Raw genomic sequence first — 25,070 nt, forward strand, 5'->3', positions numbered from 1 at the left:
GACAACCGTGCGCGAGTCTTACCCCGCCAGGGGTGAAACTCGCGCACGGTTCTGGTCAGGCGCGGTCGTATGCGTCCTGCAGACCTTGGATATCGATCTTGCGCATGGTCTGCATCGCAGCCGCGACGGCACCCGCCTTCGCCGGGTTCGGGTCACCCATCAGCGTTTGCAATGCCGTGGGAATGACCTGCCATGACAGTCCGTAGCGGTCCTTGCACCAACCGCACGGACCTTCCTCGCCGCCGTCGGTGAGTGCATTCCACAATTCGTCGACCTCGCTTTGCGTTTCCACGCTGACGAAAATGGACGTGGCTTCGGAAAACGAATGCGTCGGACCGCCGTTGAGCGCGACGAACTGCTGACCGTCGAGTTCGAACGAGACGATAAAGGCCGCTCCGCCCGGTCCGCGAGCGACGTTGGTGACCGCGGAATTCTTGACCAGCGAGGTGTAGCGGTTCGCTGCTTCTTCGGCTTCGGTGTCGAACCAGAGGAAGGTCGAAACTGTAGACATGATGTGCTCCGTTCGGTAGTTGTTCTCGTGTTCGCCAGTGGGTCGGAGCCGCTCGAGACATTTCGACACTCGGTGGGGGTGTCAGTGTGGCCTGGTAGCAATAATCCATGGATTTCTCGGTCGACCAGCGTCGTGCCCGGCTTGTCGCGCGGCATCACCTCGGTGGCACCGCCGCAGATCCAGTCCAGGCGACGACCGATCTGGTGGTCCTGCACGCAACCGACCCGGCGACGGTCTACCTGTCCGTCCTGGCGCGCTGCCCGTCGGTGACGTTCAATGACATCGCTCGGGCGATGTACGACGACCGCACCTTGGTCCGGATGCTTGCCATGCGACGCACCTTGTTTCTCGTGCCCGCCGACCTCGTGCCGGTCGTGCATCACGGTGCGTCCCTGGACATCGCGGCACAACAGCGCAAACGATTGGTGGCACAGTTGACCACCATCCCGACCGAACCGGCCGTTCCCGCCGACCTCGACGCCTGGTTGGAGTCGATCGAGACCTCGGTCGAGGCGGCGCTCGCCAAGCGCGGGTCCGCGACGGCCGCTCAGTTGTCGACCGACGAGCCCAGGCTACGGACCGCCTTGCTGCCGACCTCGGACAAGAAGTGGGATGTCAAGCGCAACATCACTTCTCAGGTCCTGACGTTGATGGCGGCCGAAGGTCGGATGGTCCGGTGCGAGCCTCGTGGTGCGTGGACATCCCGCGCCCACACGTGGGAGCCGGGAGCGTCGTGGTGGCCCGGCGGTATTGCCGACGTGCCGAATGCGAAGGCAGCACTCGTCGAACAGTATTTGCGTCGTTTCGGCCCGGCGACGGTCGCCGATGTCGCGTGGTGGACGGGGTGGCCTTTGGGCGTGACCCGCAAAGCACTTGAGGCGCTCGACACGGTCGACCTCGGCGGTGCCCTTGTGCTGGCAGACGACGCAGTGCCCGAGCAGCCGTCGGCACCGAAGGCCGCGTTGCTGCCCGCGCTGGACCCGACGCCGATGGGCTGGAAGGAGCGCGAGTGGTACCTGCCGGAGGATTGGCAGCCGCTCTACGACCGCAACGGCAACATCGGGCCGACCATTTGGTGGGGTGGCGAGGTCATCGGTGGGTGGGCCGTCAAACCAGGTGGCATCGTCGCGACACAGCTTCTGCTGGATCGCGGTAAGGCTGCAGCGAAAGCAGTGACGCGCGCTGCCGAGAAGCTGCAGGAACGGCTCGAAGGTGCGGCTGTGGTGCCGTCGTTCCCTACGCCGTTGGAGATCGAACTCCGAAAGGGTTGAACGCTCAGATGAGGTTGAGGGTGTCGAGGAACTTCGTGGCATAGGCGGCATCGCCGCCGAGTTCGATGTGGGCTTGGCGCCACGGTGTCCGAGTCGTCGACCAGGCGACGAATTCGCTTGCTTCGCCGGTGATGTGGGCGGCAGCATCCGTCGCCGGTCCGGCGGTCACGCGTAGTTTGCCGCCCTTGCCGGGGGCGATACGCCACGTTCCGCCGCCGGCACCCTGCAACGTGAGCGCGAGCGGCCGGTCCACCCAGCCCATCGTCGTCCGGTTCATCTGTTCGAGGCCGGGAATCAGCCAATAGAGGATGACGGCTGTGCGCTGGCCGGTCGGGGGGTCGATCGTGAGACCGATTGCGGGCGCGATGTCGTAGCGCAAGTGGGTGTCGAAGTCGAACGTGAACAGCGACGGAAACACCGAGGTCGGGTATGTTCCGAGGTCGCCGATCGGCAACGGAAATGCGCCGAACGGTCGTCGGGACGCGACAGACACGAATCCGATCGTTCGCTTCGTCCACACATCGAACTCGCTCAGCACCTGGTCGATCGGCCAATAACGACGCGCATCGACGGTCGTGTCGTTGAGCCGCTCGATGTCCTTGGAGAACATCTGCTGCACGATCATCGGTGTGAACATGCCCTTGCACACCGCGCCGATGTGGGCGATGACGTCGCGCACTCGCCAACCCTCTGCGCAACTGGGGGAGAGCCACTGGTCGTCGGTCAGGCCAGTGCACAAGGTCAACAGATCCTCGCGGGACGATCTCAGCTCGGCCATCCGCTCGGCGTGCCCGACGTTTGCGCTCATGCCGTCCTACCCTGCCACACCAGCTAAGTTGTTCGCGTGAGTAAGCGGGCATCGATCATCGTCGTCGGAGCAGGCATCGGCGGCCTCAGCACCGCCGTTGCACTGCGCAATGCCAACGTCGATGTGGAGGTCTACGAATCGCTGCCCGAGATCCGCACGACCGGCACCGCATTGGGCATCGCGAGCAACGCGGTCCGCGTGTTGACCGAGCTTGGCATCGACCTCACCGGCGATGGCCAAGAACTTCTGAACTTCGAGTTCCGCACTGCCACAGGCGAACTGATTCGCAAACTTCCGATCGCACAGATGACAGAAAACCTGGGCGCGCCCACGATCAGCATCTATCGCAACGAATTGCTGGACGTGCTTGCCGCCGCAGCGGAAGGCATTCCGATACATCGTGATTGGGCGGTCGACAGCGTCAGCATCAACGGTAAGGTGACCATCGTCGGCGTCGACGGTCGCACTGCGACGGCAGACGGGATCGTCGGAGCGGACGGAATTCGCTCGACAGTCCGGGCGCACATCGCAGGCGCAGCCGAGGTCCGCGAAGCGGGTTACGTCTGCTGGTTGGCCGTCATCCCGTTCGAGCACCGTGGCCTCGCTAGAGGCGACGCACTGCATTACTGGGGCGCGGGTCAACGGTTCGGTCTGATCGACATCGGTGGCGGCCGCGCCTACTGGTGGGGGACCAAGACCATGCCGATCGGGCAGGCGCGGGGGACCAAGCAGGAAGTGGCGGCGGCGTTCGCGGGGTGGGCGCCCGAGGTGTGCGCCGCGATCGACCAGACCCCCGACGACGCGATCATCACCGTTCCCGCCCAGGATCGACCGTTTCTGCGGCGGCGCGGTGCGGGGCCAGTGACGCTCGTCGGCGACGCAGCGCACCCCATGCTCACCAGCCTGAGCCAGGGCGCAGGATCGGCGATCGAGGATGCCTACGTCTTAGGCCGATCCCTCGCCGACACAACCGATCCCGCGACGGCCTTCCGATCGTACGAAAAGGCGCGGCAACGCAGGACGCGGTGGCTCGTCCGAACGTCGCGGTCGGTGAGCCTGATGGAACAGATCTCGCACCCGGTCCCGCGGACGGTCCGCGACTACTTGTTGCGGCACCTGCCGGACTCGGTCGTGCGGCGGCAATACGAGTCGGCGATGCGCTTCGACCTCTAGCCCCTCACATGGGGCGGAAGGTTACGGGTAGTCCGTCGACCGGGTAGGGCAAAGACGGCTGGCCCCAAGGGATCTCGTAGTCCTGCGGCAAGGTCCAGGAGAATCGGCGGACCAGGGCGTCGAGCATGCCGACCAACTGGATGGTGCCCAGGTTGATGCCGATGCATTTGTGCACGCCCGCGCCGAAGGGGATCCAGGCCATGCGGTGCGAATTGTCTTCGCGCCGTGGCGCAGCGAAGCGCGAGGGGTCGAAAATCGCTGGGTCGGTCCAGAATTCCTCCAGATGATGATTGACGCCGTCGCACACCATGATCAGGTGGTCTTTCGGGATGAAGAAGCCGGCGATCTCGGTGTCTTTCACGGACTTGCGCATCAGCGACGGGACCGGCGCGGTGAGTCGTAGCGCTTCCTTCACGACCAGGTCGAGCGTGGTCAGCTTCTCTAGCCCGACAAGATCGAGCGCGGCATCACCCCGCGCGAGCGATTCTTCGCGCGCACGCTGCTGCCATTCCGGATTCTTGCCGAGGTGGTAGACGGCTGTCGCGGCAGTGGTCGCCGTGGTGTCGTGGCCCGCCATGATCAGAAAGATCATGTGGTTGACGATGTCGTCATCGTCGAATCCGGCCGAGATCATTGTCGACAGAAAGTCGTCGCGCGGGCGGGAGCGCCGCTCCGCGATCGCATTGCGGTAGTACTGCTGCAGCGCCTGCCGACCGCGTACACCCGCGCGGTACTTGCCACCGGGCATGGGCAGCCTGATTGCCGCGAGCCGACCGTCGGTGCAGTCGAGCATGGCGTCGAGCAGTCGGGTCCGCTCCGCGCCGAGGGAACCAGTCATGAAGATCTCGGCGATGAGGTCGAGGGACAGCTGCTTGACCGCTGGATACGCCAGGACTTGCTCTCCTGCGGGCCATTTCGTCACCTCGTCGGCGCTGACCGTTGTGACGATCTCGGTGTAGCGGGCCAGACGCGCCCGCGTGAACGCGACGTTCATCAACCGGCGATGGGCGAAATGCTCGTCGAAATCGAGCAACAACAGGCCGCGGTGGAAGAAGGGTTCGAAGAATCGACCGAGGTCGTTGGCGAAGGACTGATCTTTGTTCAGCATCACCGCGTGCGTCGCCTCGGCCCCGGCGACCATAATCGCCCGCATCCCGAATGCATGCGTCCACGAGACCGCGCCATGCCGTCGGTAGAGCTGCATCTGCAGGGCGGGCGCGTCCAGCAGCCCGCCGAGCAGATGGCCCGCAAGGGGCAGACCACGTTCTCCCGGAACGGCTTTCAGCCCATTCGGCGGCGACGCGGTGAGCGGTCGCGGCCGCGGCGGCACTCGGAGCGAGACGTCGCGAGCGCCGTCGACTATGCGACGCGACATCGTGCGGATATTCATGGCACCCCCCGGACTGTCACTCGATCCCGGCCAACAGCGTACGGACCGCGCCGTCCGCGATCCGATTCGCACGCTCTCTCGACACGCATTCGTCGATGTAGGTGAAATTCCAATGCAGCACACCGTGACTGGTGTTGACGGTCGCTACGTAGAAGCCGCTGATCGAGATCCCTGCGATGAACTGCGCACCGGAGAGTTCCCATTCGCCGATCCGGCCGGCGAAGTCGAAGCGCCCGATGTTGGAGATACAGACGTTGCCTGGGCCCTTGCTCTCGGCGAGGGCGAACGATCTCCCACTCGAGCTCACGGACTTCGGGCAGATCAGTCGCAGCGTGGCCAGCAAGACCAGGTGCTGTCGAAATCGCTTGCGACGCTCCAACTCCGTGTTCAGCGATCGACCGCAATCCCACAAATCGACCGACTCGCCATATTGCAAGTGCGACGGCACTGTCGCGACGTACGCCCCGGCGTCGTCTTTCGGGACCGGGGGTTCGAGTTCGCCGCGAAAATCGATCGGCGAGCCGATGCACAATCGACCCGAGCCGCCAGGATCGATCTCCTGCCCGATTGCCGACGCCATGGCCGCGGTAAGCGCTCCATGCACTGTGACACCTTTCGCGCGACACGTATCGACCAGTGCAGCAAGCACGTCACCGTCGATGCGATGCCGAATCAGCCGGGTGCGACGACGCGCCGCATCGACAGCAACCTCCGGTTGCAACCGTGCCGGTCGAGCGACTGCGACGGTGACCTGATCAGCTACACCGCCGCCGACGATGCGCAATCCACCTCGCGGCCCGCGGAATCCTTTCGGCAGCAGTTCTTCCGGTGCCGGAAGCGGGTTCCGCGGCGCAAGCTCAGCCCCGGCTGCCAGTTCCAGCAGTCGCTGCAGCAGCACCAAGACCGTCGTACCGTCGGCGATGATGTGGGACGCAGTCAGGACGATGTCGTGCGAATCATCAGCGCTCACATGGAGAATCCGGACAAGGGGACCGGTTCGCCAGTCCAATGATGTGGACAGCTCTACGGAGTCCACCTCGCGTTCCCACGCATCGGCCTCGACTACGGACCGAACCGGAATCGTGGGTTGCGCCGGCGCAACGAACCGCGGACGCGTCCCGTCCGTATCCGCGGCGATCGACACCCGCAACAACGGCTGTTCGGCAGCCAACCGTGCTGCGGCATCGACCAGCAGTTCGTCGGACAACGGTCCGCGCACATGCACGCGTGCAATGACATTCAACGGCGAGACCTGGTCGGCGACCCAGTACCACCGCTCGACCGGACTGAGTTCCCGGCGGATCTCGCTCACCGCGCGCTCCGATCGCCGACGGCGTCGAGCACAGAATCGAGCGCACGAGCGACGGCGCCGACGTGGGGTTGCGACATCATGGTCAGGTGGTCGCCCGGTATGTCGACGACCTCGAGCCGGCGGCCTGCCCACCTGGCCCAACCGTTGGTCGGGCTGTCGAACATCGAGCCGACGCGACGGTGCGCAATGTCGACGTCGCGCGGCAGCTCCTCACGCGCCCGCAGCAGCACGATATCGCGATCGAGCACCGCAGGCTGATACGCAAGCGTCGCTGTGTAGTTGGCATGGAATACCGCGTAGAGCCGCCGAATCAGCTGTGGGGAACTGTGTTCCGGCAGGATGCCGGCCTGGATCGACTGGCGCAGCACCGAGTCGAACAGCTCCTCACGATCGCCGGACCCGGTATCGAACGACACTGCCGTGCTGTCGGATCCGCGCGCGTACCAGAGCAGTTCCATGAAGAACCAGACGATGAGGTCCTTGTCGGCGATCGGCTCCCGAGGGCCGTCCTCCAACGCGATCGTGTCGAGCAACACGAGCTTCTCCAGGTCGTCCTCGGATAGCTGACGTGCCATTTCGAGCGCGACGTAACCACCGAACGACCAGCCTGCGATGTGGTACGGACCGTCGGGCTGCGTTCGTCGGATCGCCTCGAGGTAGCTGGCCGCCAGGTCGGGAACCGACCGTAGTGGCTCCGCACCGGGTTCGGTGCCCGCTGCCTGCAGTCCGTACACGGGCCGGTCCAGCTGCTTCGCCAGGTCGACGTAGCAGATGACGTTTCCGCCGCTCGGGTGAACGAAGAAGATCGGTGCGCGGGATCCGGTACGACGCAGGGGGACAACGGGGTCGAACGCCGACCGTTGCCCACCCGAGCGCACTCGCGCCGCCAGCGCAGCTGGGGTGGGTGCGGAGATAAGGGCCTGCAGTGGAATGTCGACACCCCATCGCCTGCTGATTGCCATCGCCACCCGCATCACGCCGATCGACGTGCCGCCGGACTCGAAGAAGTCAGTGTCCGCGGCGAATTCACGTACTCCGGCGAATTCGGCCATGACGTCGGCGATGACCTGCTCGTACTCGTCGGCGGGCGCGCGGCCCGATACGGCAACCGCTACATCCGGCAGCGCCCGCAATGCCGCGTCGTCTCGCTTGCCGCTCGGGGTGAGCGGCAGGTCGTCGACCGCTCGAAAACGGGTGGGAATCATGTATGACGGCAGTACCTTCGCAAGATCTGCCCGGATACCTGCGGTATCGAGTTCGGTACCAACGACATACGCATTCAAGGCTGCGTCGACGCCGTTGCGTGCCGTTGCCAGGACAGCGGTCTGCGCGAAACCCAGCCCAGCCAACGCGATTTCGACCTCTGCGCACTCGACGCGGTACCCCCGGACCTTCACTTGGGTGTCCGACCGACCCAGGTACGCGATGTCACCGCTCGGGAGCTGAACGCCCAGATCGCCGGTCCGGTAACGGATTCGGCCGCCTGCATCGGCGACGAACCGCTCGGCAGTGAGCCCTGGTCGCTGTTCGTAGCCTTGCGCCACGACAGCCCCGCCGAGATAGATCTCGCCACGAACTCCTGGTGCAACCGGTTTCAGCCGCGCATCCAGGATGGAAGCGCTTGCGTCGGAGATGGGCCTGCCGATCGGCGGAAGCTGTGGCAGCGCCTCGGGCTTTCCGGTCAACGTATGGCTGATCGCGACGTGAGTTTCGGTGGGCCCGTAGTGGTTGTCGACGATCACCTGCGGGTTGGCCGACAAGAGCGTCTGGATCTCCGGCGTGATGCGCAATTGCTCGCCCGCCGAAACGAGCGCGGTCAATGCGGTCGGATAACGACCCGTCGACTGCGCGGCCTCGGCGAGAGTTTGCAGGGCGACATACGGCAGGAAGATTCGGTTGACGTCGCCGTCTGCGACCGTGCGAACAAGAACAGCCGGGTCGTTGCGCTCGGCCTCGGTGATCAGTCGCAGGGTCCCGCCGCCGGCGAGCGTCGAGAAGATCTCCTGGAACGCGACGTCGAAGCCAAGCGACGTGAATTGCAGCGTCGTCTGGCCGAGTGCCGCTGTCGCCGAGCGGTTCTGCCACTCGATCAGATTGGCAAGAGCACGGTGCGGCATCGCGACACCCTTGGGCTCGCCGGTCGAACCCGACGTGAATTGCACGTACGCAATGCTTTCCGGCTGGATCACCGGTAGCGTGCCGACTATCGGCGAATTCGACAGCAGCGCAGCAACATCGGCATCGGTGATCACCCGGAACGGGCGGGCCAGCGCCAATACCGCTTCGCGACGACGGACCGGGTAGCTGACGTCGAGCGGCACGACAGCGCCGCCTGCTCGCAGCACTCCCAACACGACGGCGATCAACTCAGGGGAGCGGTTCATCGAGACACCGATCCGTGCACCCGGCCGTAACCCAGCTGCCAACAGTCGCAGCGCGATTCGCTCGGAGGTCGTACTCAATCGGCGATAGGTCCACTCGTCGCCGATCCCGGTGAGAGCATTCGAGTCGGGCGCCGCCGCGGCCGCGGCTTCGACAAGGTGGCCGACGTCGCGGGAGCGCACGACGTCGACCTGTCCGTCGGGTTCGCGGACGATGGACTCGAGGACGGCGATGAACAACCGCGCGAACTCTCCGCATTGGGAGCGGGTGATCGAGTCGCGTCCCGCGTCGACCCGAACAGCGATCTCCTCGGTCCGCGGGTCGATCGCGGCGGTGACCAGCAGCTCCAGATTGGTCTCTTCACGGGCTTCGAAGTCGATGAACTCGAAGCCTGCTGCGCCGAGCACCTGGCCGAAGACGTGGTAATCCACGAAGTTGAACGCGGTCTCGAACGGCTGCCTGCCCAGGTCGGCGACCAACGCTCGGACCGGGTAGCGCCGGTACCGCGAGCCCGTCCGCTCCTGGGTCGCAACCTGTTCGACAGCGCTGCGCCAGCTCGAGTGCTCGGAGCAGTCGAGCCGCATCGCCACGGTATTGAGGAACAGCCCTGCGCAATGCTCGGCGCCGGACCGCCCGGGTCGACCGTGCGTGACGAGACCGGTCGTGACGTCGTCCGCTCCGGACATCGCATGCAAGGCGAGGCAATGCGCAGTGAGCAACAGCGACTTCAGCGGCAGTTGCGCCTGCGCGACGAACGCGTCGCATTGGGCGCGCAACCAGGTCGGGAGGGTGAGTGTTGCACGCACCGGACCCTCGACGTCAGGCGCCTCGTAGGCCCTCGCCGATTCGATTCGGGTCGGCGTCGATCCGAGCAGGACCTGAGCCCAGTATTTTCTGGCCGTCTCGCTGTTTCGGGATTCTTGTTCGGCCCTGGCGAATTCGGCGAGCAGAGTCGTCGACTGCCGCATCGAATCGACCGAGTCGACCCGCAACCCGAGCTGACCGAGATAGTCCTGCAGCAGTTCGCGAATCAGATTCGCAACGCTCCAGCCGTCCAGAATTGCGTGGTGGAAGCTGAAAACCAGATCGACTATCCCCTCGCCGGGGAAGGCACGCATTCGGTAGAGCGGCGCCTCGGCCAGCAGGTACGTCGCGCGCTGCTGCTCGTCGAGATAACGTTCGACGTCGTCGCCCGGCTCAGCCACGTCGAACGCGCTCAGAACGCGATGGGAGACAATCTGCAGTGGCAACGATCGGCTCGTGAGATCGAACGCGGACCGCAGCGCAGGCTGACGGTCGACCAATCGCTCGACAGCTGCCTCGAACTCGGCGCGATGCCACGGCATTGCGACCCGATACCGGAAAACATCCTTGTAGACCGATGATTCGGCGCGTTCCATGCTGTGAAACAGCATTCCGAGCTGTAAAGATGTTGCCGGGAAGGCATCCTCGACCTCCTGCAAGGATGCGCGGTCGATCAGTGGGACCAGCTCGAACGGCGAGCTGACGCCGGTGTCGCTCGAAACCGACGGCGCTGCAACGGCTTCCGCGAGGTCGGCAATGGTCGGGCGGGCAAAGAAATCGTCGATGTCGTAGGTGTACCCGAGCCGCTCTGCCGCGGTCCGTAGGTGTAGCGCGAGGATGGAATCACCTCCGACAGTGAAGAAGTCGTCGTGCACACCTGGTTGCTCGACACCCAGCACCGACGACCACGCCTGTGCGAGTGCGCGTTCGGTGTCGGTCCGCGGCTGCTGGGCTCCGCTGTGTCGTTGCTGTCCGGGCGCCGGGAGTGCGCGTCGGTCGACCTTTCCGCTTGGAGTCAGCGGAAGCTGCTCCAGCGCAACGATCGTCGTCGGAACCATGTACTGCGGCAGGCGCGCGCCCAGATGAGCGACGACCTCCTCGGTCGACGCCGACCCGACGATGTAGGCGGTGAGTGTCGCTCCATAGCTCGCATTCGCCTCAGCGACAACGACCGCCGATCGAACCCCAGCGCACGTTGCGAGGTGATTCTCGACCTCGCCGAGCGTGACGCGATTGCCCCGGACCTTGACCTGATCATCCAGCCTGCCAAGGTATTCGAGATTTCCGTCGTGCAGCCAGCGGACCAGGTCGCCGGTGCGGTACCGTCGCCCGCCGAGCACCTCCAGGTCGGTAACGAAGGATTTGAGCGTCAGTTCGGGCGCACCGTAATACCCCCGGCCCACGCCGACACCGGCGATGTTGAGCTCGCCGGGAACCCCGACTGGGCAGCGGCGGCCCTTGGCGTCGAGGACCAGCAACGCAATGTTGTCGATCGGCCTACCGATCGGGACCGTATCGACCGCGCGATCCCCAGGGACGTCGAAGTACGACACGTCGACCGTTGCCTCGGTCGGACCGTAGAGGTTCACCAGCCTGACGCCGGGCAGTATCCGCCTGAACCGATCCGCCAACACCGGCGTCAGTGCCTCGCCGCTGCAGAACACGATCCGAAGCGACCTCGGGGCCGAATCAGGTTGGGCGGCCAGCTGATCGAGGAACGGTCCGAGCATCGACGGCACGAAATGCATAACAGTCACACCGTGCCGGTGTACTGCGGCGATGATCTTGCGTGGATCACGTTCGGCGCCTGCGGGAAGCAGAGCGACGCTCGCGCCGGCGAACGCCCACCACATCAGTTCCCACACCGACACGTCGAACGTCGCTGGGGTCTTCTGCAGGATGACGTCCGACGACGTCAACGGGTAGCGCCGCTGCATCCAGGTCAGGCGATTGACGACCGAACGATGCTCGATCATCACGCCCTTGGGAGTGCCCGTCGATCCGGAGGTGTAGATGACGTAGGCGAGGTCGGTCGCACGCGTGCTGGATGGCACGGCACCGGAGGCATCGTCATGCAGCGCGATGCGAGAGATGCCGAGTTCCTCGGCAAGATCACCGAATCGGTCCGCAGCCAACACGAACCGTGCCCGGCAATCGGTCAGGATCGTGCGGATTCGCAGCTCCGGATACTCCGGATCGATCGGAACGTAGGCGCCGCCCGCGGCCAGGACCGCATGGATTGCCACCAACAGTTCGGGCGACCGAGGGAGCAAGATCGGCACGCATTCCTCTGGACGCAATCCAGCTGCACGCAGCCGGTGTGCAAGGGAATGCACGGATTCCGCGAATTCGGCGTACGTCCACGCGGCGGTGGCGCCATCGTCGCCGAGCCATTCGAGCGCAGTGTGCGACGGCACGCGGGCGGCTTGATCAACCACGAACCGATCCAGCGTCGCGTACTCGTCGAACGCAACGGGCGGTTCGTGTTCGAACGAAGTCAACTGCTTGCGCTCGGCGCTGGAGAGCAATTCGAGCGCACCGACTGCTGCCTCCGGAGCGCGGAGTGCCCCATCGATCACCTTCAGCACGTGCCGCAATGCGTGATCGACAGCGAAGTCGTCGTCGAACACGTCGTCGGCGTAGAAGATGTCGACCTCGAGCGAGCCGTCCCGTTCATGATCGCGGACAACGATATTGAGCGCATCGAGCGAATATCCGGACGACAGAACCGTCGTCTCGCTGCCCATCGATTGCAGCTGCTCCGAATCCGGGATGGGGAAGTAGGAGTAGGTGACGTCGAAAAGATTCTGGGTCCGGCCGCTCTCACGCAGGGCGCTGGTGAGATTGCCGATCGCAAAGCGTTGCCGCGCCTGGAGTTCCCACACTTCGGCGCTGACTCGGTCCGCCAGCTCGAGCATCGTCGACGAGTAGTCGACGGCCACGACCAACGGCAAGATGTTCGCGAGGTTGCCGACCGTGGCCAACTCCTCGGGCGTGCGGCGATTGAGCAATGGAACACCGAGCACGATGTCGCCGTCACGATGAACGCGTCGTAAGTAGGTCGCTAGCGCGGCGACTGTGAACGCGAACACCGATCGTCCGGTCGCCCGAATGCGATCGACGGCGTCGCGCTCAAACCGGACGCTGCGCTGGCTCCGGTGATGGCTTGCGACACTTGCGGTCCGGGTGAACAACGCTGGTGATACGTCGCGCATCCGGTCGACGAGATACGCCTTGTCTGCTGCCCACTCGGCGGAACCCAGATAGCGCTGGTCGGCTTGGACAACATCGAAATAGCTTGGGAATCGAGCGCTGTCCGTCTCCACGCCGCTGACGGCTGCAACATAGTCGGCACACAGGCCACGCAGGGCAATGCTCATGCCCCAGCCGTCGCCGACAGCGTGATGGAAACGGCCGTACAGCACGAACGAATCGGGCGCGTCCAGCAGGATCGCGCACTGTGCCAATTCGCCGTCCGGCGGCATCACGCGGTCCGTTGCCTGGCGCATCCAGTCCAAGCAGGCTGCGCGCGGGTCGGGCGCATCGGTGAAGTCGACGACCTCGGCGGGGGAGACCTCGAGGCCCACCCGTTGCACGACGTCGCGATCCCGAAACTCGATGCGCAGCCGCAACGCGTCGAACTTAGTGAACCCGCGTCGAATGCACCGCTGCATGGTGTCGATGTCGACCGCGCCGTCCAGCCGCACATAACCCGCGACCTGGGTGATCGGCAGGTCGGGGAAGCGAGAACTGATGGCGACGATGTCTCTTTGGTATTCGGTGAGGGGCCAGTAGGAGACCACCGGGTCGTCGGCCGCTTCCGGTTCCGCGGTGGGTGCCGCGCCTTCGATGAGCGCGAACAATTCTTCGTCGGCAAGAGCCTCGCTCGGCGCCAGCCCCCGGACGATCTCGATCAATCGTTGCACCGCGGGTGCAGTGACATCGACGGTCGCGAGTTCGGTTGCGAGAGCTTCGACTTGGGCGAGTAGCCGATCCGAGGGGTCGGGAGCTGACGGTGCCGCCGCCGCTGCGGGTGCGATCTGGCTGCTGATGTGGCCGGCCAAAGCGAGGGGAGTGGCGTAGTCGAACACCACCGTGGTGGCCAACGGTAGCCCGGTCGCGGACTTGAGCCGGTTGCGAAATTCGACAGCACCGAGCGAATCGAAACCGAGGTCCTTGAACGGTTGATCGGGGCTGACCGCGTCAGGACTGTCGTGTCCCAGCACCGCCGCGGCGACGGAGCGAACCAGCGCCAGCACTGCGTGCTGCTGCTCCGTTGCGGTGAGACCGGCCAACCGTTGCGCCAGGGTGGCCGCCTGTTCCTCAGGCGTCGCCGTGCCGGCCGCGCGTCGGGTGGCACGGATCAGCCCGCGCAGCATCGGCGGCACATCACCGGCAGTGGCTGCGGCGGTGTTCAACCGCGCAGGCACGGCGAACGACCTACCGAGGTGCAAGGCAGCGTCGAAGAGTGCGAGTCCCTCAGCCGACGACATAGCGACGAATCCGCCTCGGCTCAACCGGGAATGGTCCCGTTCGTCGAGGTGACCGGTCATACCGGTCGCATCCGCCCACCAGCCCCAGGCAAGCGAGGTGCCCGGCAGGCCGAGCTGGCGACGATGCTGGGCGAGCGCATCGAGGAACACGTTCGCAGCGGCGTAGTTCGCCTGGCCGGGTGAACCGAAAAGCCCAGCTGCGGAGGAGAACATGACGAACGCCGACAGGTCGAGCCCGGCGGTCGCACGATGCAGATTCCACGCGGCGTCGACCTTGGGTCGCAGCGCCGCGTCGAGTTGCGCGGGCTTCATCGTCGCGAAGATGCCGTCGTCCAGCGCTCCGGCCGCATGGACCACCATCGAAAGCGGGTGTGCTGGATCGACGGCCGCGAGCGCGGAGTCGAGCGAAACCCGTTCCGCGACATCGCACGCCGCAACCTGCACCGTGGCACCGAGGCCGGTCAGTTCACTCGCCAGGTCGGCTGCGCCTGGGGCGTCGAGTCCGCGGCGACTGATCAGTAACAGGTGACGGTAGCCGTGCACCGTGACCAGGTGGTGCGCGAACAGCGCACCGAGCACACCGGTTCCGCCGGTGATCAGCACGGTGCCGTTCGTGTCCGGCCGACGCGGCACCGTGAGCGCGAGCTTGCCCGTGTGCTTGGCCTGGCTCAGGAAACGCAGCGCCTCCGGTGCCCGGCGCACATCCCATGCCGAGACCGGCAACGGGTGCAGCACACCTGCATCGAACAGCTCGACCAGTTCGGCGAGGACGCGATGGATGTAGTCCGGACCGGCTTCGAAGAGGTCGAAGGCCTGGTAGCGCACGCCGGGGTATTGCTCGGCGATCACCTGCGGGTCGCGGATATCGGTTTTGCCCATTTCGACGAAACGTCCACCGCGCGGCAGCAATCTCAATGAGGCGTCGACGAATTCGCGTGCGAGGGAGTCGAGGATGACGTCGAAGCCGGCACCGTCGGTCGCGCCGAGGAACTTGGGTTCGAACTCGAGTGTCCGGCTGTTGCCGATGTGGGCATCGTCGAAGCCCAAGTCCCGCAACAACTGCTGCTTCGGCGGGCTGGCGGTGACGAAGAGGTCGACCCCCCAGTTGCGCGCGAGTTGGATGGCCGCAAGGCCGACACCGCCGGTCGCTCCGTGTACGAGTAGCCGCTCGCCGCGCTGCAGACCGGCGAGGTCGTGCAGCCCGTAGTAGGCGGTCAGAAAAACGGCTGACGTCGAGGCACCTTGTTCGAAGGAGAACCCGCGCGGCATCCGGGCGACGTACCGATAGTCGGTGATGACCGTCGGACCGATGCCTTCGAACACACCCATGACGCGGTCACCGGGCGCAACATTGGTCACGTCGTCTGCGACTTCGAGGACGACGCCAGCGCCTTCGCCACCGATGTCGGCCCGAGGGTCGGCATAGATCGCGAGCGCAATCATGATGTCGCGGAAGTTGACTCCCGTAGCGCGGACCGCGATCCGAACCTGACCGGGCTCGAGAGCACGTTCGACCTCGGGCCATTCGCGCAGCGCGAGATTGTTCGAGTCGAGACTGCCGTGGCCAAGGGTCCGCAGGCGCCAGGTCGCCAATTCGGTCATTTCGGCTGCTGCAATCTCGTCGGTCCGGCCGCGAACGAGCCTTGGTGCGTAGGCAATTCCGCGCCGGAACGCGAGCTGTGGTTCGTCGCCAGCTACCGCGGCCGCAATCGCCGACTGCGCGTCGTCGGAACCGTCGGCGTCCACCAACAGAATTCGACCGGGGTTCTCGGTCTGGGCACTGCGAAGCAATCCCCACACGGGCGCGTGGACGAGGTCGAGCACATCTTCGCCGCTGGTCACCGCGATCGCGCGGGTCGTCACAACCACGAGCCGGCCCGACTCGTTACCCGCGTCCGCAAGCCATTCCTGGACCTGTGCAAGCACGTCGGTCAGTGCGCTACGGACCGCGCCAGGCGTGTCCGCCGAATCGTGTGATGTTGGTGTGCAACGCAATACGGTCGGTGCAGCCTGATCGTCGATGACGGGCTTCGTCGTGACGGGCACCCAATCGAGCCCGTAGAGCGCGTCGGTCGCCGAACTGCCGATGCTCGCCAACTGCGCCGTCGGCACCTCGCGCATGGTCAGCACGTCGACGCTGCAGACCACCGACCCCGCCACATCCGACGTGGTGACCGATACGCGGTCGTCGCCGAGCGGACTCACATGCACGCGCAACGTCGTCGCGCCCACGGCATGCAGGCTGAGTCCCTCCCACGAGAACGGCAACCGGATCTTGCCTGGTTGGGTCGTCGCGGCGAAGCCACCGATGATCAACGCGTGCAACGACGCATCGAGCAGTGCGGGATGCAGACCGAACCGGCGGGCGTCGGCTCCTGCACCCTCGGGCAGCGCGACCTCGGCGAAGACGTCACTGCCACGACGCCAGGCCGCTCGGAGGCCACGGAACACCGGACCGTATTCGTAGCCGGACTCTGCGAGCCGGTCGTAGCTGCCGGTCACGTCGACCGGCTCGGCGCCGGCGGGCGGCCAGACCGGCGAACCTGCAGGTATGGAAGGGGTCTGAGTGGTCAGCAGTCCCTCGGCGTGCAACGTCCACGCTCCGTCGTTGGCATCGGCGCAAGAGTACATCCGTACGGACCGTTCACCGGACGGCTGCGGATCACCCACGACGACGTGCAGGCGGACCGCGCCCTGCTCACCGACGATGAGCGGCGCGTGCAACACGAGTTCGCTCACGCGCGGGTTGCCGACGCGGTCACCGACGAACAGCGCGAGTTCCGCCATCGCAGCGCCGGGCACCAAGATCGTCCCGTGTACGGCGTGGTCGGCGAGCCAGGGATGGGTGGCGAGCGAGAGCCGACCGGTGAAGCTCATCGCGTCGGACTCCGGCTGCGCGACGACCGCACCGAGCAACGGATGCTCAGCGTCGGAAAGCCCGAGCCCGGCCACGTCGGTACCTGCGCCACCCGACCAGTCGATCCAGAATCTGCTGTCCTGGAACGGGTAGGTCGGTAAGTCGACCCGGCGCCCACCGCGTTCGCCAAGGTAGGCGGCCCATTCGGGTGCGCCGCCATCGACGTAGTACTGGGCGACCGAAGCGAGAAAACGAGACAGTCCGCCGTCGTCCTTGCGCAAGGACCCGACGACGGACACAGGATCGGTGCCTGCTGCTTCGATCGACTCTTCTGCGCTAGCTGTCAGCACCGGATGTGGGCTCACCTCGACAAAGCAGCGGTACCCGAGTTCGTACGCGGCGGCGACGGCAGCGGAGAAGTGGACCGTCTGTCGCAGGCTCGTAAACCAGTACGACGCATCGAGTTCCGTGGAGTCGATGCGTGCGCCGGTGACCGGCGAGATGATGGCAACGCCACAAGTTCGTGGTTCGATGACGCCCAGCGCCCTGCTGATGGCCGGAGCCAGGCGGTCGACTTGTACGGAGTGCGAAGCATAGTCGACCGGGATCCTGCGAGCACGAATGTCGTCGGCATCGCAGCGGGCCATCAGTTCGTCCAGCGCTGCGGCCTCGCCTGCAACAACCGTTGTCCGCGGACCGTTGATCGCCGCCACGCTGATTCGAGCGGACCACGACGCGATCAGCGCACGGACCTCGTTGTCCGGCAACGCGATCGACACCATTCCGCCCGTACCTGCGATCTCCCGCAGGGTCTTACTACGCAACGTGACCACCCGTGCGGCATCGCGCAACGACAGTGCGCCAGCGACATACGCCGCAGCGATCTCACCTTGCGAGTGCCCGATCACCGCGGCTGGCGTGACCCCAAGGGATTCCCAGAGTTTCGCGAGCGACACCATCACGGCGAAGAGGACGGGTTGGACGACGTCCACGCGGTCCAAGGTCGGCGCGTCGGGACGGGCGCGCAGCACGTCGACCAACGACCAGTCGACGAATTCGGCGAAAGCCTCGCCGCACGATTCGATGCTCTTCGCGAAAACCGGTGCGGTGTCGAGCAGTTCGACCGCCATCCCTGCCCATTGCGAACCCTGCCCAGGGAAGACGAAGACGGTGCCTCCGACGACCCCGGCCCTGCCGGTGACGACAGTGGTCGCGGGCTCGCCGTCGACCACCGCGGTCAGGCCGCGCCGCAGGTCCGCGCGGTCCGTACCGATGACGGCGGCACGGTGGGCGAAGGTCGCGCGACCAGCGGCCAACGAGTACGCGATGTCGAGCGGGGACTGGTCGGCGTGCTCATCGAGGTGTGTCACCAGTCGAGCAGCTTGTGCCTGAAGCGCTTTGGGAGTCTTTGCGGAAATCATCAGCGGGACAGGGCCGCTGGTCGGCGTCGTCGAGGCTGGAGTAGCAATTCGTGGTGCCTGTTCGAGCACGACATGTGCGTTGGTTCCGCTGATTCCGAAGGCGGACACCGCTGCCCGGCGCGGTCGCGGCCCGTTGGGCGACGCAGGCCACGGCTCGAGTTCGGTCACCACCCGGACCGTTCCGTCTGACCAATCCACCTCGGGCGTCGGCCGGTCGACATGGAGCGTGCCAGGCACCGCTGCTCGCCGGATCGCCTCGACCATCTTGATCACGCCGGCAACGCCTGCGGCTGCCTGAGAATGACCGATGTTCGATTTCATCGAGCCGAGCAGCAGTGGGGTGTCGCTCGACCGTGCCGCACCGTAGGTCGCGAGCAGTGCGGTCGCTTCGATCGGATCACCGAGTTTGGTGCCGGTGCCATGTGCCTCGACGACGTCGACGTCTGCTGCGGTCAGGTCCGCGTCGGCCAACGCCTCCCGGATGGCTCGTTGCTGCGCTGGACCGTTCGGTGCCGACAAACCGTTCGAGGCACCGTCCTGGCCAACTGCGGCGCCACGCACAACGGCCAGCACCGGGTGGCCGTTGCGTTGCGCGTCGGACAAGCGCTCGAGCACCAGGACGCCCACGCCTTCGGCGACACCGAATCCATCTGCCCTGCCGGAGAACGGCTTACACCGACCGTCGGGCGCCAGTGCGCCCAGTCGTGCGAAACCGACGAAAATGCTGGGCGAACTGACGACCGTCGCGCCGCCCGCGAGCGCGAGCGAGCATTGGCCGGACCGCAAGGCCTGCACGGCCAGGTTGATCGCCACCAACGACGAGGAGCACGCGGTGTCGACGGAGATCGCGGGCCCGGCCAGACCCAACGCGTACGACACCCGACCGGACGCCACGCTGACCGTCGTACCGGTCGTCAGATAGCCCGCGTAGCCATCGCGTTCGTCGTGGATGCGCGGTCCGTACTCCTGGGTGTAGACGCCTGCATAGACCCCGGTCGAAGTCCCTTCCAGTGAGGACGGGTCGATGCCCGCGCGCTCGAGCGCCTCCCACGAGGTTTCGAGAAGCAGCCGCTGCTGCGGATCCATGGCCGTGGCTTCACGCGGACTGATGCCGAAGAACGCCGCGTCGAAGTCGCCCGCAGCGTCGAGGAAACCGCCCTGGCGAGAGTAGGTCGACCCCTGCCGCTCCGGGTCGGGATCGGTGAGCAGACCGAGATCCCATCCTCGGTCCGTAGGGAATTCCCCTGTGGCGCTGCGACCTTCGGCCACGAATTCCCACAAGCCGGCAGGGTCGACGATTCCGCCGGGAAACCGGCAGCCCATTCCGACTATCGCGATCGGTTCCGACGCCAAGGTCTCCAGCTCGTCGAGACGCTTCCTGGTTTCCTGCAGTTGTGCTGCTGCCTTCGTCAAGTACGCGCGCAGCTCGGACTCGGTAGCCATATAGAAGATCAGCTCTTATCAGTCGTCAGGACATTGTCTTCTGCGTCGGTCCGCGGAATCGGCCGGATCCGCCGTGGCATCAGGGCCGCCACCACGACCGCGCCGGTTGCCGTGACGCCGACCGCCACCCAGGACGCGACGCCGGTCGCGTGCACGAACGTGTCGGGCTGCAGGGGAGTGGCGTGGTACGAAGCGAGTACCGAACCGAGCACCGCGACGCCGAGCGCGCCGCCGACCTCGCGCGAAGTGTCGTTCACGCCCGCACCTGCGCCTGCTTCGTCGGGGCGCAGGGAATCCATGATCGACGATGTCGCCGCACTCTGCACGAATGCCAGTCCGAGGCCCATCAACGCCATCATCGGCACGATGACCACCGGGTACGACGTGTGCGCGTCGCAGGTCGAGGCGATGGCGAACACACCGCACATCGCGAGCAGCCCCACGCTGACCGACGGACCGATCCCGATGTATTTCGTCGCCACGATGCCCAGGGGCGCGAAGATCGCGATCGAAATGGCGTACGGAATCATGCGCACGCCCGTCTGCAACGTGTCGTAGCCCAAGATCGACTGGAAGAACATCGTGAAGATGAAGGCGAAGCCGAACAGGGCGAAATAGGCTGTTGCAATCGCATACGTGGGCACGGCGAAGGTGCGAATCCGGAACAGTCCCAGGTCGAGTAGCGGGAACGCACCGCGGTGTTGCCACGCGACAAAGGCCGCGAGGACTGCCGCTCCGCCGAAGAAGGTCGCAGCGGTTGGCGCGCTCAACCAGCCGCGTCGGGGAGCTTCGATGATGCTCCACACGATTATGGTGATGCCCGTGATCGAGAGTGCGGCGCCGACGTAGTCGAGACGTTCGTCGACCTCCGATTTCGATTCCGGCACCCACAGCCACGCGCCGATCGTGCCAACGACCACCACGGGAACGTTCACCCAGAACACAGCCGGCCAGCTGAAGTGCGCCAGCAACCAGCCGCTGACGACCGGTCCGGCTGCGATGCCGACGCCTGCGACGGCCGCCCACGCGCCGATGGCGAATTGCCGTCGGTCAGGATCGGGGAAGATCGCCGAGATCAGCGCCAGCGTCGCCGGAAATACTGCGGCAGCAAAGATTCCCATGACGGCGCGCCACATCACCAGCCAGTTTTCCGACGGTGCGCCGGCGGCCAATATGGAGACGACGCCGAAGCCGACCATGCCGATGCAGAGGACTGCCTGGCGACCGTATTTGTCGCCCAGCTTGCCTGCGGCCAACAAAAATCCGGCGAACGTGAGGGTGTAGGCGTCGACTATCCACTGCAACCCAGTCACGCTGGAACCGAATTCGCGGCCAAGCGTCGGCAACGCAATGTTGATGATCGTGTTGTCCAGCACGACGATCAGTTCGGCGAGACACAGCACGGCGAGCGCCGCGTTCTGGCCCCGTCTGCTCAGCGGCAACTGCGGGCGAGTCACTGCTTCGTGAACTTCATGCCCGCCGCGATGACGACGTCGAGGAGTCGGTCGGGGAGTACGCGAAATGCGACGGCGGTGCTGTGCGAGTCGAGTCCGACCTGATAGCGCGCTTTGGGCTTTTCCGTTTCGAGGATGGACGCAACGGTCCGGGCGAAATCCTCCGGTCGAGTGTGCGACGCTGCCGCTCGCGCGGCGTTCGCGGCCAAAAAGCCTTCGAAGCCTTTGCGATACAGATCCGCCACAGCAGGCGGAGTCGCTGCCAACAGATCGTCGGCTGTCGTGCGCATCTTGTCCCAGATCGCGGTGTTGATCGCACCCGGCTGGATCACCGAGACGCTGACGCCCAGCGGTTTCAGCTCTCGCCGAAGGGAATCGCTCAGCCCTTCCTTGCCGAACTGCGAGGCGGCATAGACGCCGAGGTAGGGCGGCGCAATCCGGCCGATCCCGGAACTGACGTTCACGATGCGGCCTTTCGCGGCGCGCAGCAGCGGCAGGAATCGTTGCGTGACCGCAAGCGCGCCGATCAGATTCGTTTCCAGCTGGGTCCGCAGTACGTCGATCGGTACGCATTCCAGCGGCATCGTCACCGAGATTCCGGCGTTGTTCACCACCGCCCAGAACTGCGCGCCGTCGAGTTCTTCCTCGATCTGTTTGCCCGCCAACGCGATCGACGATGCGTCGGTGACGTCGAGGATGACCGGTCGCAACAGCCCCGACGCGTCGGCTTGACGCAGGTCCGACGCCGCGTCCTCGGTCCGAACGCCGGCGAAGACCGAGTAGCCGAGGTCCGCGAGATGGAGGGCCGCGGCACGTCCTAGACCCGACGACGACCCCGTGACGAGGACCGCCTTCGCGCCATTCTCGACCTTCTTGGATTCAGCTGACATCGTCGACCTCCACACATCGGGTGGGTCAAACATATTGCAAGCATTCTCTTACTGCGCACGAGACTGCGTACGATCGAGCGATGTCTCTGCGACTTGCCGTCACAGCAATAGTAGTCTGCGCCAGCGTTATTCACCCAACTAAGGCCGTCGCCCAACCATTTTCCTGCCGAGCGGCGTCGATGACGGAAGTTCTACCTGCGACGACACCCATCATCGACTGGGTCGAGAACGCGGCCTACGACAAGCAAGGCAATCTGTGGATCGCACGGCTCCGACGCCATCAGGTGGAGCGTTACGACAGCTCGGGGCGCCTCACCGGCACGGTCGGCGTCGAGTATCCCGGCGCGATCCGCCTGGGCCAGGACGGCCTCCTCTACGTGGTGTACGGCAACAGCCAGACCAGCCTCCTTCCTGGGAAGAGTGGTGGCGTCGTCCGCTTCGATCCCGCCGCGCCCAACCCGGTGCCGGAGCTCTTCGCTTCCGGACTCGGTCAGGCCAACGGCGCCGATTTCGATTCCGCCGGCTACCTCTATGTCGCCGATTCGTTTGCGGGCGTGGTCCGCTACCGGCCGGACGGCACCATCGACACCGACTGGACCGGGCGGGCGAGAATGTTCGGCGTCGACGGAATCGCCGTCCACGGCAACGACATCTACGTCACGCTGCCGTTCAGCACGACCGGCCGGATCATGCGCGTACCGATCGACGACCCCGCGCACCCGGCTGTTGCCGCAGATCTGTCGCCCGCGCTGGTGCCTGACGACGGGACATTCGGACCCGACGGCGTGCTGTACGTCGGCACGGGAGTCGGCCTTGTCGCGGTGGATACGGTCCGGCAGCAGTCGTGCACCATCCTGACCAGCGAGCCATTGACGTCGGCTGCCTTCGTGCCTGGCTCCGATAGCGACTTGATGGTCGGCACCTACCGAGGCGCGTTGCTCCGCGTCCACCTACCCTCGTGAGTCTTTTTGGAGTCCAGGGACTCCAAAAAGACTCGCGAGGGGTGGGGGTCAAGACACGGTGATGACGACCTTGCCGCGGGCCTTGCCTGCGTGCTGGTAATCGATCGCTTGCGGCACGTCGACGAGAGGGAAGGTGCGGTCAATAACTGGTGTGATGACGCCTTGTTCGGCCAAGTCCCGCAAAGTTTCCAGGTCTTCCAATCGTTCACCGGAAATCAATCCGCGAAGGGTCTGCCGGACGAACGGCGACAGTAGGAGGGCGCGGAGGGCGCGGTCCGTACCGCCCAGCAGGCGACCGTTCGTCTCGGACCCGACGATCACGATGGTTCCGCGCTCGGTGGCAGCACGCCGCAGGGCGGACAGCGAGCGGTGGCCAGCGCAGTCGAGAATGACGTCGTAGCTGTGATCAGCGATGTCCGCGCGCGTGTAGTCGATGACGTCGTCCGCGCCGAGCGAGCGGACCAGGTCCATCTTGCTCGTGCTGCACACACCGGTCACTGTGGCGCCGAACGACTTTGCCAGCTGGACGGCAAAGGTGCCGACGCCACCCGCGGCGCCGATGACGAGGACGTGCTGGCCGGCCGCGACGTGACCGCTATCGCGCAAACCCTGCAGCGCCGTGATCCCGGAGATAGGCAGGGCTGCCGCCTGCTGGAAGGTGAGCCGGGTCGGCTTGTGAACCAGCTTGTTGATCGGTGCAAGACAGTACTCGGCGAACGCGCCGACTCCGATGCCGCAGACTTCGTCGCCGGGCGCGAAGTTCGTGACGTTCGGTCCGACGGCTTCCACGGTCCCTGCGACTTCCATCCCTGGCGGATTCTTCGGCGCGCGCAGTCCGACGGCGAGGCGGGCAACGTAAGGGAGTCCAGCCATGAGGTGCCAGTCCCCGGCATGGACCCCTGCGGCGACGACGCGGATCAGCACCTGACCGTCGCCAGGGGTGGGTATATCGACATCGCGAAGTTCCAAGACCTCGGTGGGTCCGTATGCGTCGGCGACGATGGCTTTCATAGTGATCAGTCCTCAGTCTTGGGTCTAGGAATCGGGATATTGGAATACGTCGTCGAGTGGGACGTCGAAGACTCGGGCAATCTGGAATGCCAGCTCCAGCGACGGCGAATACCGTCCCTGCTCGATGGCGATGACGGTCTGTCGCGTCACGCCGATTCGTCGAGCGAGTTCTGCTTGGGTCAGGTCGCCGTGCGAAGCGCGAAGCGCCCGAATGTTATTGGTGACGCTGGTGGCTTTCACCATCGCGGAATGCCGACACGGTAGGCGGAGAGCTTGGCCATTGAGCCGACGGCCGCGGACAGGAAGAACGCGAGGGCCAGCACGTTCGCTATCCAGAAGTACTCGACTTCCGCCATCGCCAACCCCAGCGCCGCAATCGCGCCGATGACGAGGAACGACTGCCCGGTGTATTCGCCGAATCGCCCGATCTCTCTGTCGCGCTGGTCTTTCCGGTCCTCACCCTTGGGGGAGAAGGCGCCGATGACGATGTGGGCGATGATCGACAGCAGGATTGAGATGCCGATTGCCCACAGCATCGGGGACACGTAGGCCACCTCGGTCAGCGCTACGTTGCGAGCCCGCTGCCACACGACGGCGGCGTAGCCGGCGTAGGTCCCGACCGCGAGCACCAGCATGATCCAGGCGCTCTTTTCTTGGTACGACACGTTGGCTCCCATGTAAACAATTTTTGACATGCCCAACGTAGATCGCGTCGGTCCGCATGTCAAACATTCTTTACAACCCTCGTGAGTCTTTTAGGAGTCCAGGGACTCTGTGCTGTCTACATACATGTGGCACAGATATGTCTACATACATGCGGGACACATTCTAGGCCGCGAGGTGGAGTTGGCCTTGGTATCGCTTGGTCGGATCGAGCATCAGGTGGCC

The 25,070-nt window shown here is 65.2% G+C and carries 13 protein-coding genes; 3 read left to right on the forward strand and 10 right to left on the reverse strand.

Annotated elements, in window-relative coordinates; all coding sequences use genetic code 11:
* Nucleotides 1–55 precede the first annotated feature (55 nt).
* Nucleotides 56–511: a VOC family protein gene (locus FGL95_RS27820; protein ID WP_169593474.1), complete on the reverse strand. Its 456-nt coding sequence runs from the start codon at nucleotides 509–511 to the stop codon at nucleotides 56–58.
* A 107-nt stretch (nucleotides 512–618) separates the two neighbouring features.
* On the opposite strand from FGL95_RS27820, the gene FGL95_RS27825 reads away from it, so the two are divergent.
* Nucleotides 619–1,782: a winged helix DNA-binding domain-containing protein gene (locus tag FGL95_RS27825; RefSeq protein WP_169593475.1), complete on the forward strand. Its 1,164-nt coding sequence runs from the start codon at nucleotides 619–621 to the stop codon at nucleotides 1,780–1,782.
* Between the two features lie 4 nt (nucleotides 1,783–1,786).
* Here FGL95_RS27825 and FGL95_RS27830 read toward each other — a convergent pair whose 3' ends face one another.
* The gene (locus tag FGL95_RS27830; RefSeq protein WP_169593477.1) at nucleotides 1,787–2,590 is read right to left on the reverse strand and encodes a maleylpyruvate isomerase family mycothiol-dependent enzyme; all 804 of its coding nucleotides are present in this window, start codon (nucleotides 2,588–2,590) and stop codon (nucleotides 1,787–1,789) included.
* 36 nt (nucleotides 2,591–2,626) lie between these two features.
* Between FGL95_RS27830 and FGL95_RS27835 the strand changes: the two genes are divergently transcribed.
* On the forward strand, nucleotides 2,627–3,763 hold the full coding sequence (locus FGL95_RS27835; RefSeq protein ID WP_206072372.1) for an FAD-dependent monooxygenase: 1,137 nt from the start codon (nucleotides 2,627–2,629) through the stop codon (nucleotides 3,761–3,763).
* A 4-nt stretch (nucleotides 3,764–3,767) separates the two neighbouring features.
* On the opposite strand, the gene FGL95_RS27840 is transcribed toward FGL95_RS27835, so the two are convergent.
* From FGL95_RS27840 to FGL95_RS27860, 5 genes are read right to left on the reverse strand one after another with little or no spacing between them, the layout of a single operon-like run.
* A complete protein-coding gene (locus tag FGL95_RS27840; protein ID WP_169593479.1) occupies nucleotides 3,768–5,138 on the reverse strand; it encodes a cytochrome P450 in 1,371 nt (456 codons plus the stop codon).
* 31 nt (nucleotides 5,139–5,169) lie between these two features.
* Nucleotides 5,170–6,465 carry a phthiocerol/phthiodiolone dimycocerosyl transferase family protein gene (locus tag FGL95_RS27845; RefSeq protein ID WP_169593481.1) on the reverse strand — a complete coding sequence of 432 codons (1,296 nt, stop codon included), beginning with the start codon at nucleotides 6,463–6,465 and terminating at the stop codon, nucleotides 5,170–5,172.
* Entirely contained in the window at nucleotides 6,462–19,865 is a 13,404-nt protein-coding gene (locus FGL95_RS27850; protein ID WP_169593482.1) for a non-ribosomal peptide synthetase/type I polyketide synthase, read from the reverse strand. Before FGL95_RS27850 ends, FGL95_RS27845 begins: the two co-directional genes overlap by 4 nt.
* An 8-nt stretch (nucleotides 19,866–19,873) precedes the next feature.
* Nucleotides 19,874–21,322 carry an MFS transporter gene (locus tag FGL95_RS27855; RefSeq protein ID WP_169593484.1) on the reverse strand — a complete coding sequence of 483 codons (1,449 nt, stop codon included), beginning with the start codon at nucleotides 21,320–21,322 and terminating at the stop codon, nucleotides 19,874–19,876.
* Nucleotides 21,319–22,209: an SDR family oxidoreductase gene (locus FGL95_RS27860; protein WP_169593485.1), complete on the reverse strand. Its 891-nt coding sequence runs from the start codon at nucleotides 22,207–22,209 to the stop codon at nucleotides 21,319–21,321. The genes FGL95_RS27855 and FGL95_RS27860 overlap by 4 nt, the downstream gene beginning before the upstream one ends.
* Nucleotides 22,210–22,388: 179 nt before the next feature.
* On the opposite strand from FGL95_RS27860, the gene FGL95_RS27865 reads away from it, so the two are divergent.
* Nucleotides 22,389–23,171 carry an SMP-30/gluconolactonase/LRE family protein gene (locus FGL95_RS27865; protein WP_169593487.1) on the forward strand — a complete coding sequence of 261 codons (783 nt, stop codon included), beginning with the start codon at nucleotides 22,389–22,391 and terminating at the stop codon, nucleotides 23,169–23,171.
* Nucleotides 23,172–23,219: 48 nt separating this feature from the next.
* On the opposite strand, the gene FGL95_RS27870 is transcribed toward FGL95_RS27865, so the two are convergent.
* The 3 genes from FGL95_RS27870 to FGL95_RS27880 are packed head-to-tail and all read right to left on the reverse strand — an operon-like array spanning nucleotide 23,220 to nucleotide 24,859.
* On the reverse strand, nucleotides 23,220–24,182 hold the full coding sequence (locus FGL95_RS27870; RefSeq protein WP_169593488.1) for an NAD(P)-dependent alcohol dehydrogenase: 963 nt from the start codon (nucleotides 24,180–24,182) through the stop codon (nucleotides 23,220–23,222).
* A gap of 24 nt (nucleotides 24,183–24,206) precedes the next feature.
* Nucleotides 24,207–24,425 (reverse strand): helix-turn-helix transcriptional regulator, encoded by a 219-nt coding sequence (locus tag FGL95_RS27875; RefSeq protein WP_169593490.1) that lies wholly within the window; start codon nucleotides 24,423–24,425, stop codon nucleotides 24,207–24,209.
* The gene (locus tag FGL95_RS27880; protein ID WP_206072373.1) at nucleotides 24,419–24,859 is read right to left on the reverse strand and encodes a hypothetical protein; all 441 of its coding nucleotides are present in this window, start codon (nucleotides 24,857–24,859) and stop codon (nucleotides 24,419–24,421) included. Before FGL95_RS27880 ends, FGL95_RS27875 begins: the two co-directional genes overlap by 7 nt.
* Nucleotides 24,860–25,070: the final 211 nt, after the last annotated feature.

The sequence above is a fragment of the Antrihabitans stalactiti genome, assembly GCF_012932915.1.
Taxonomy (GTDB): Bacteria; Actinomycetota; Actinomycetes; order Mycobacteriales; family Mycobacteriaceae; genus Antrihabitans; species Antrihabitans stalactiti.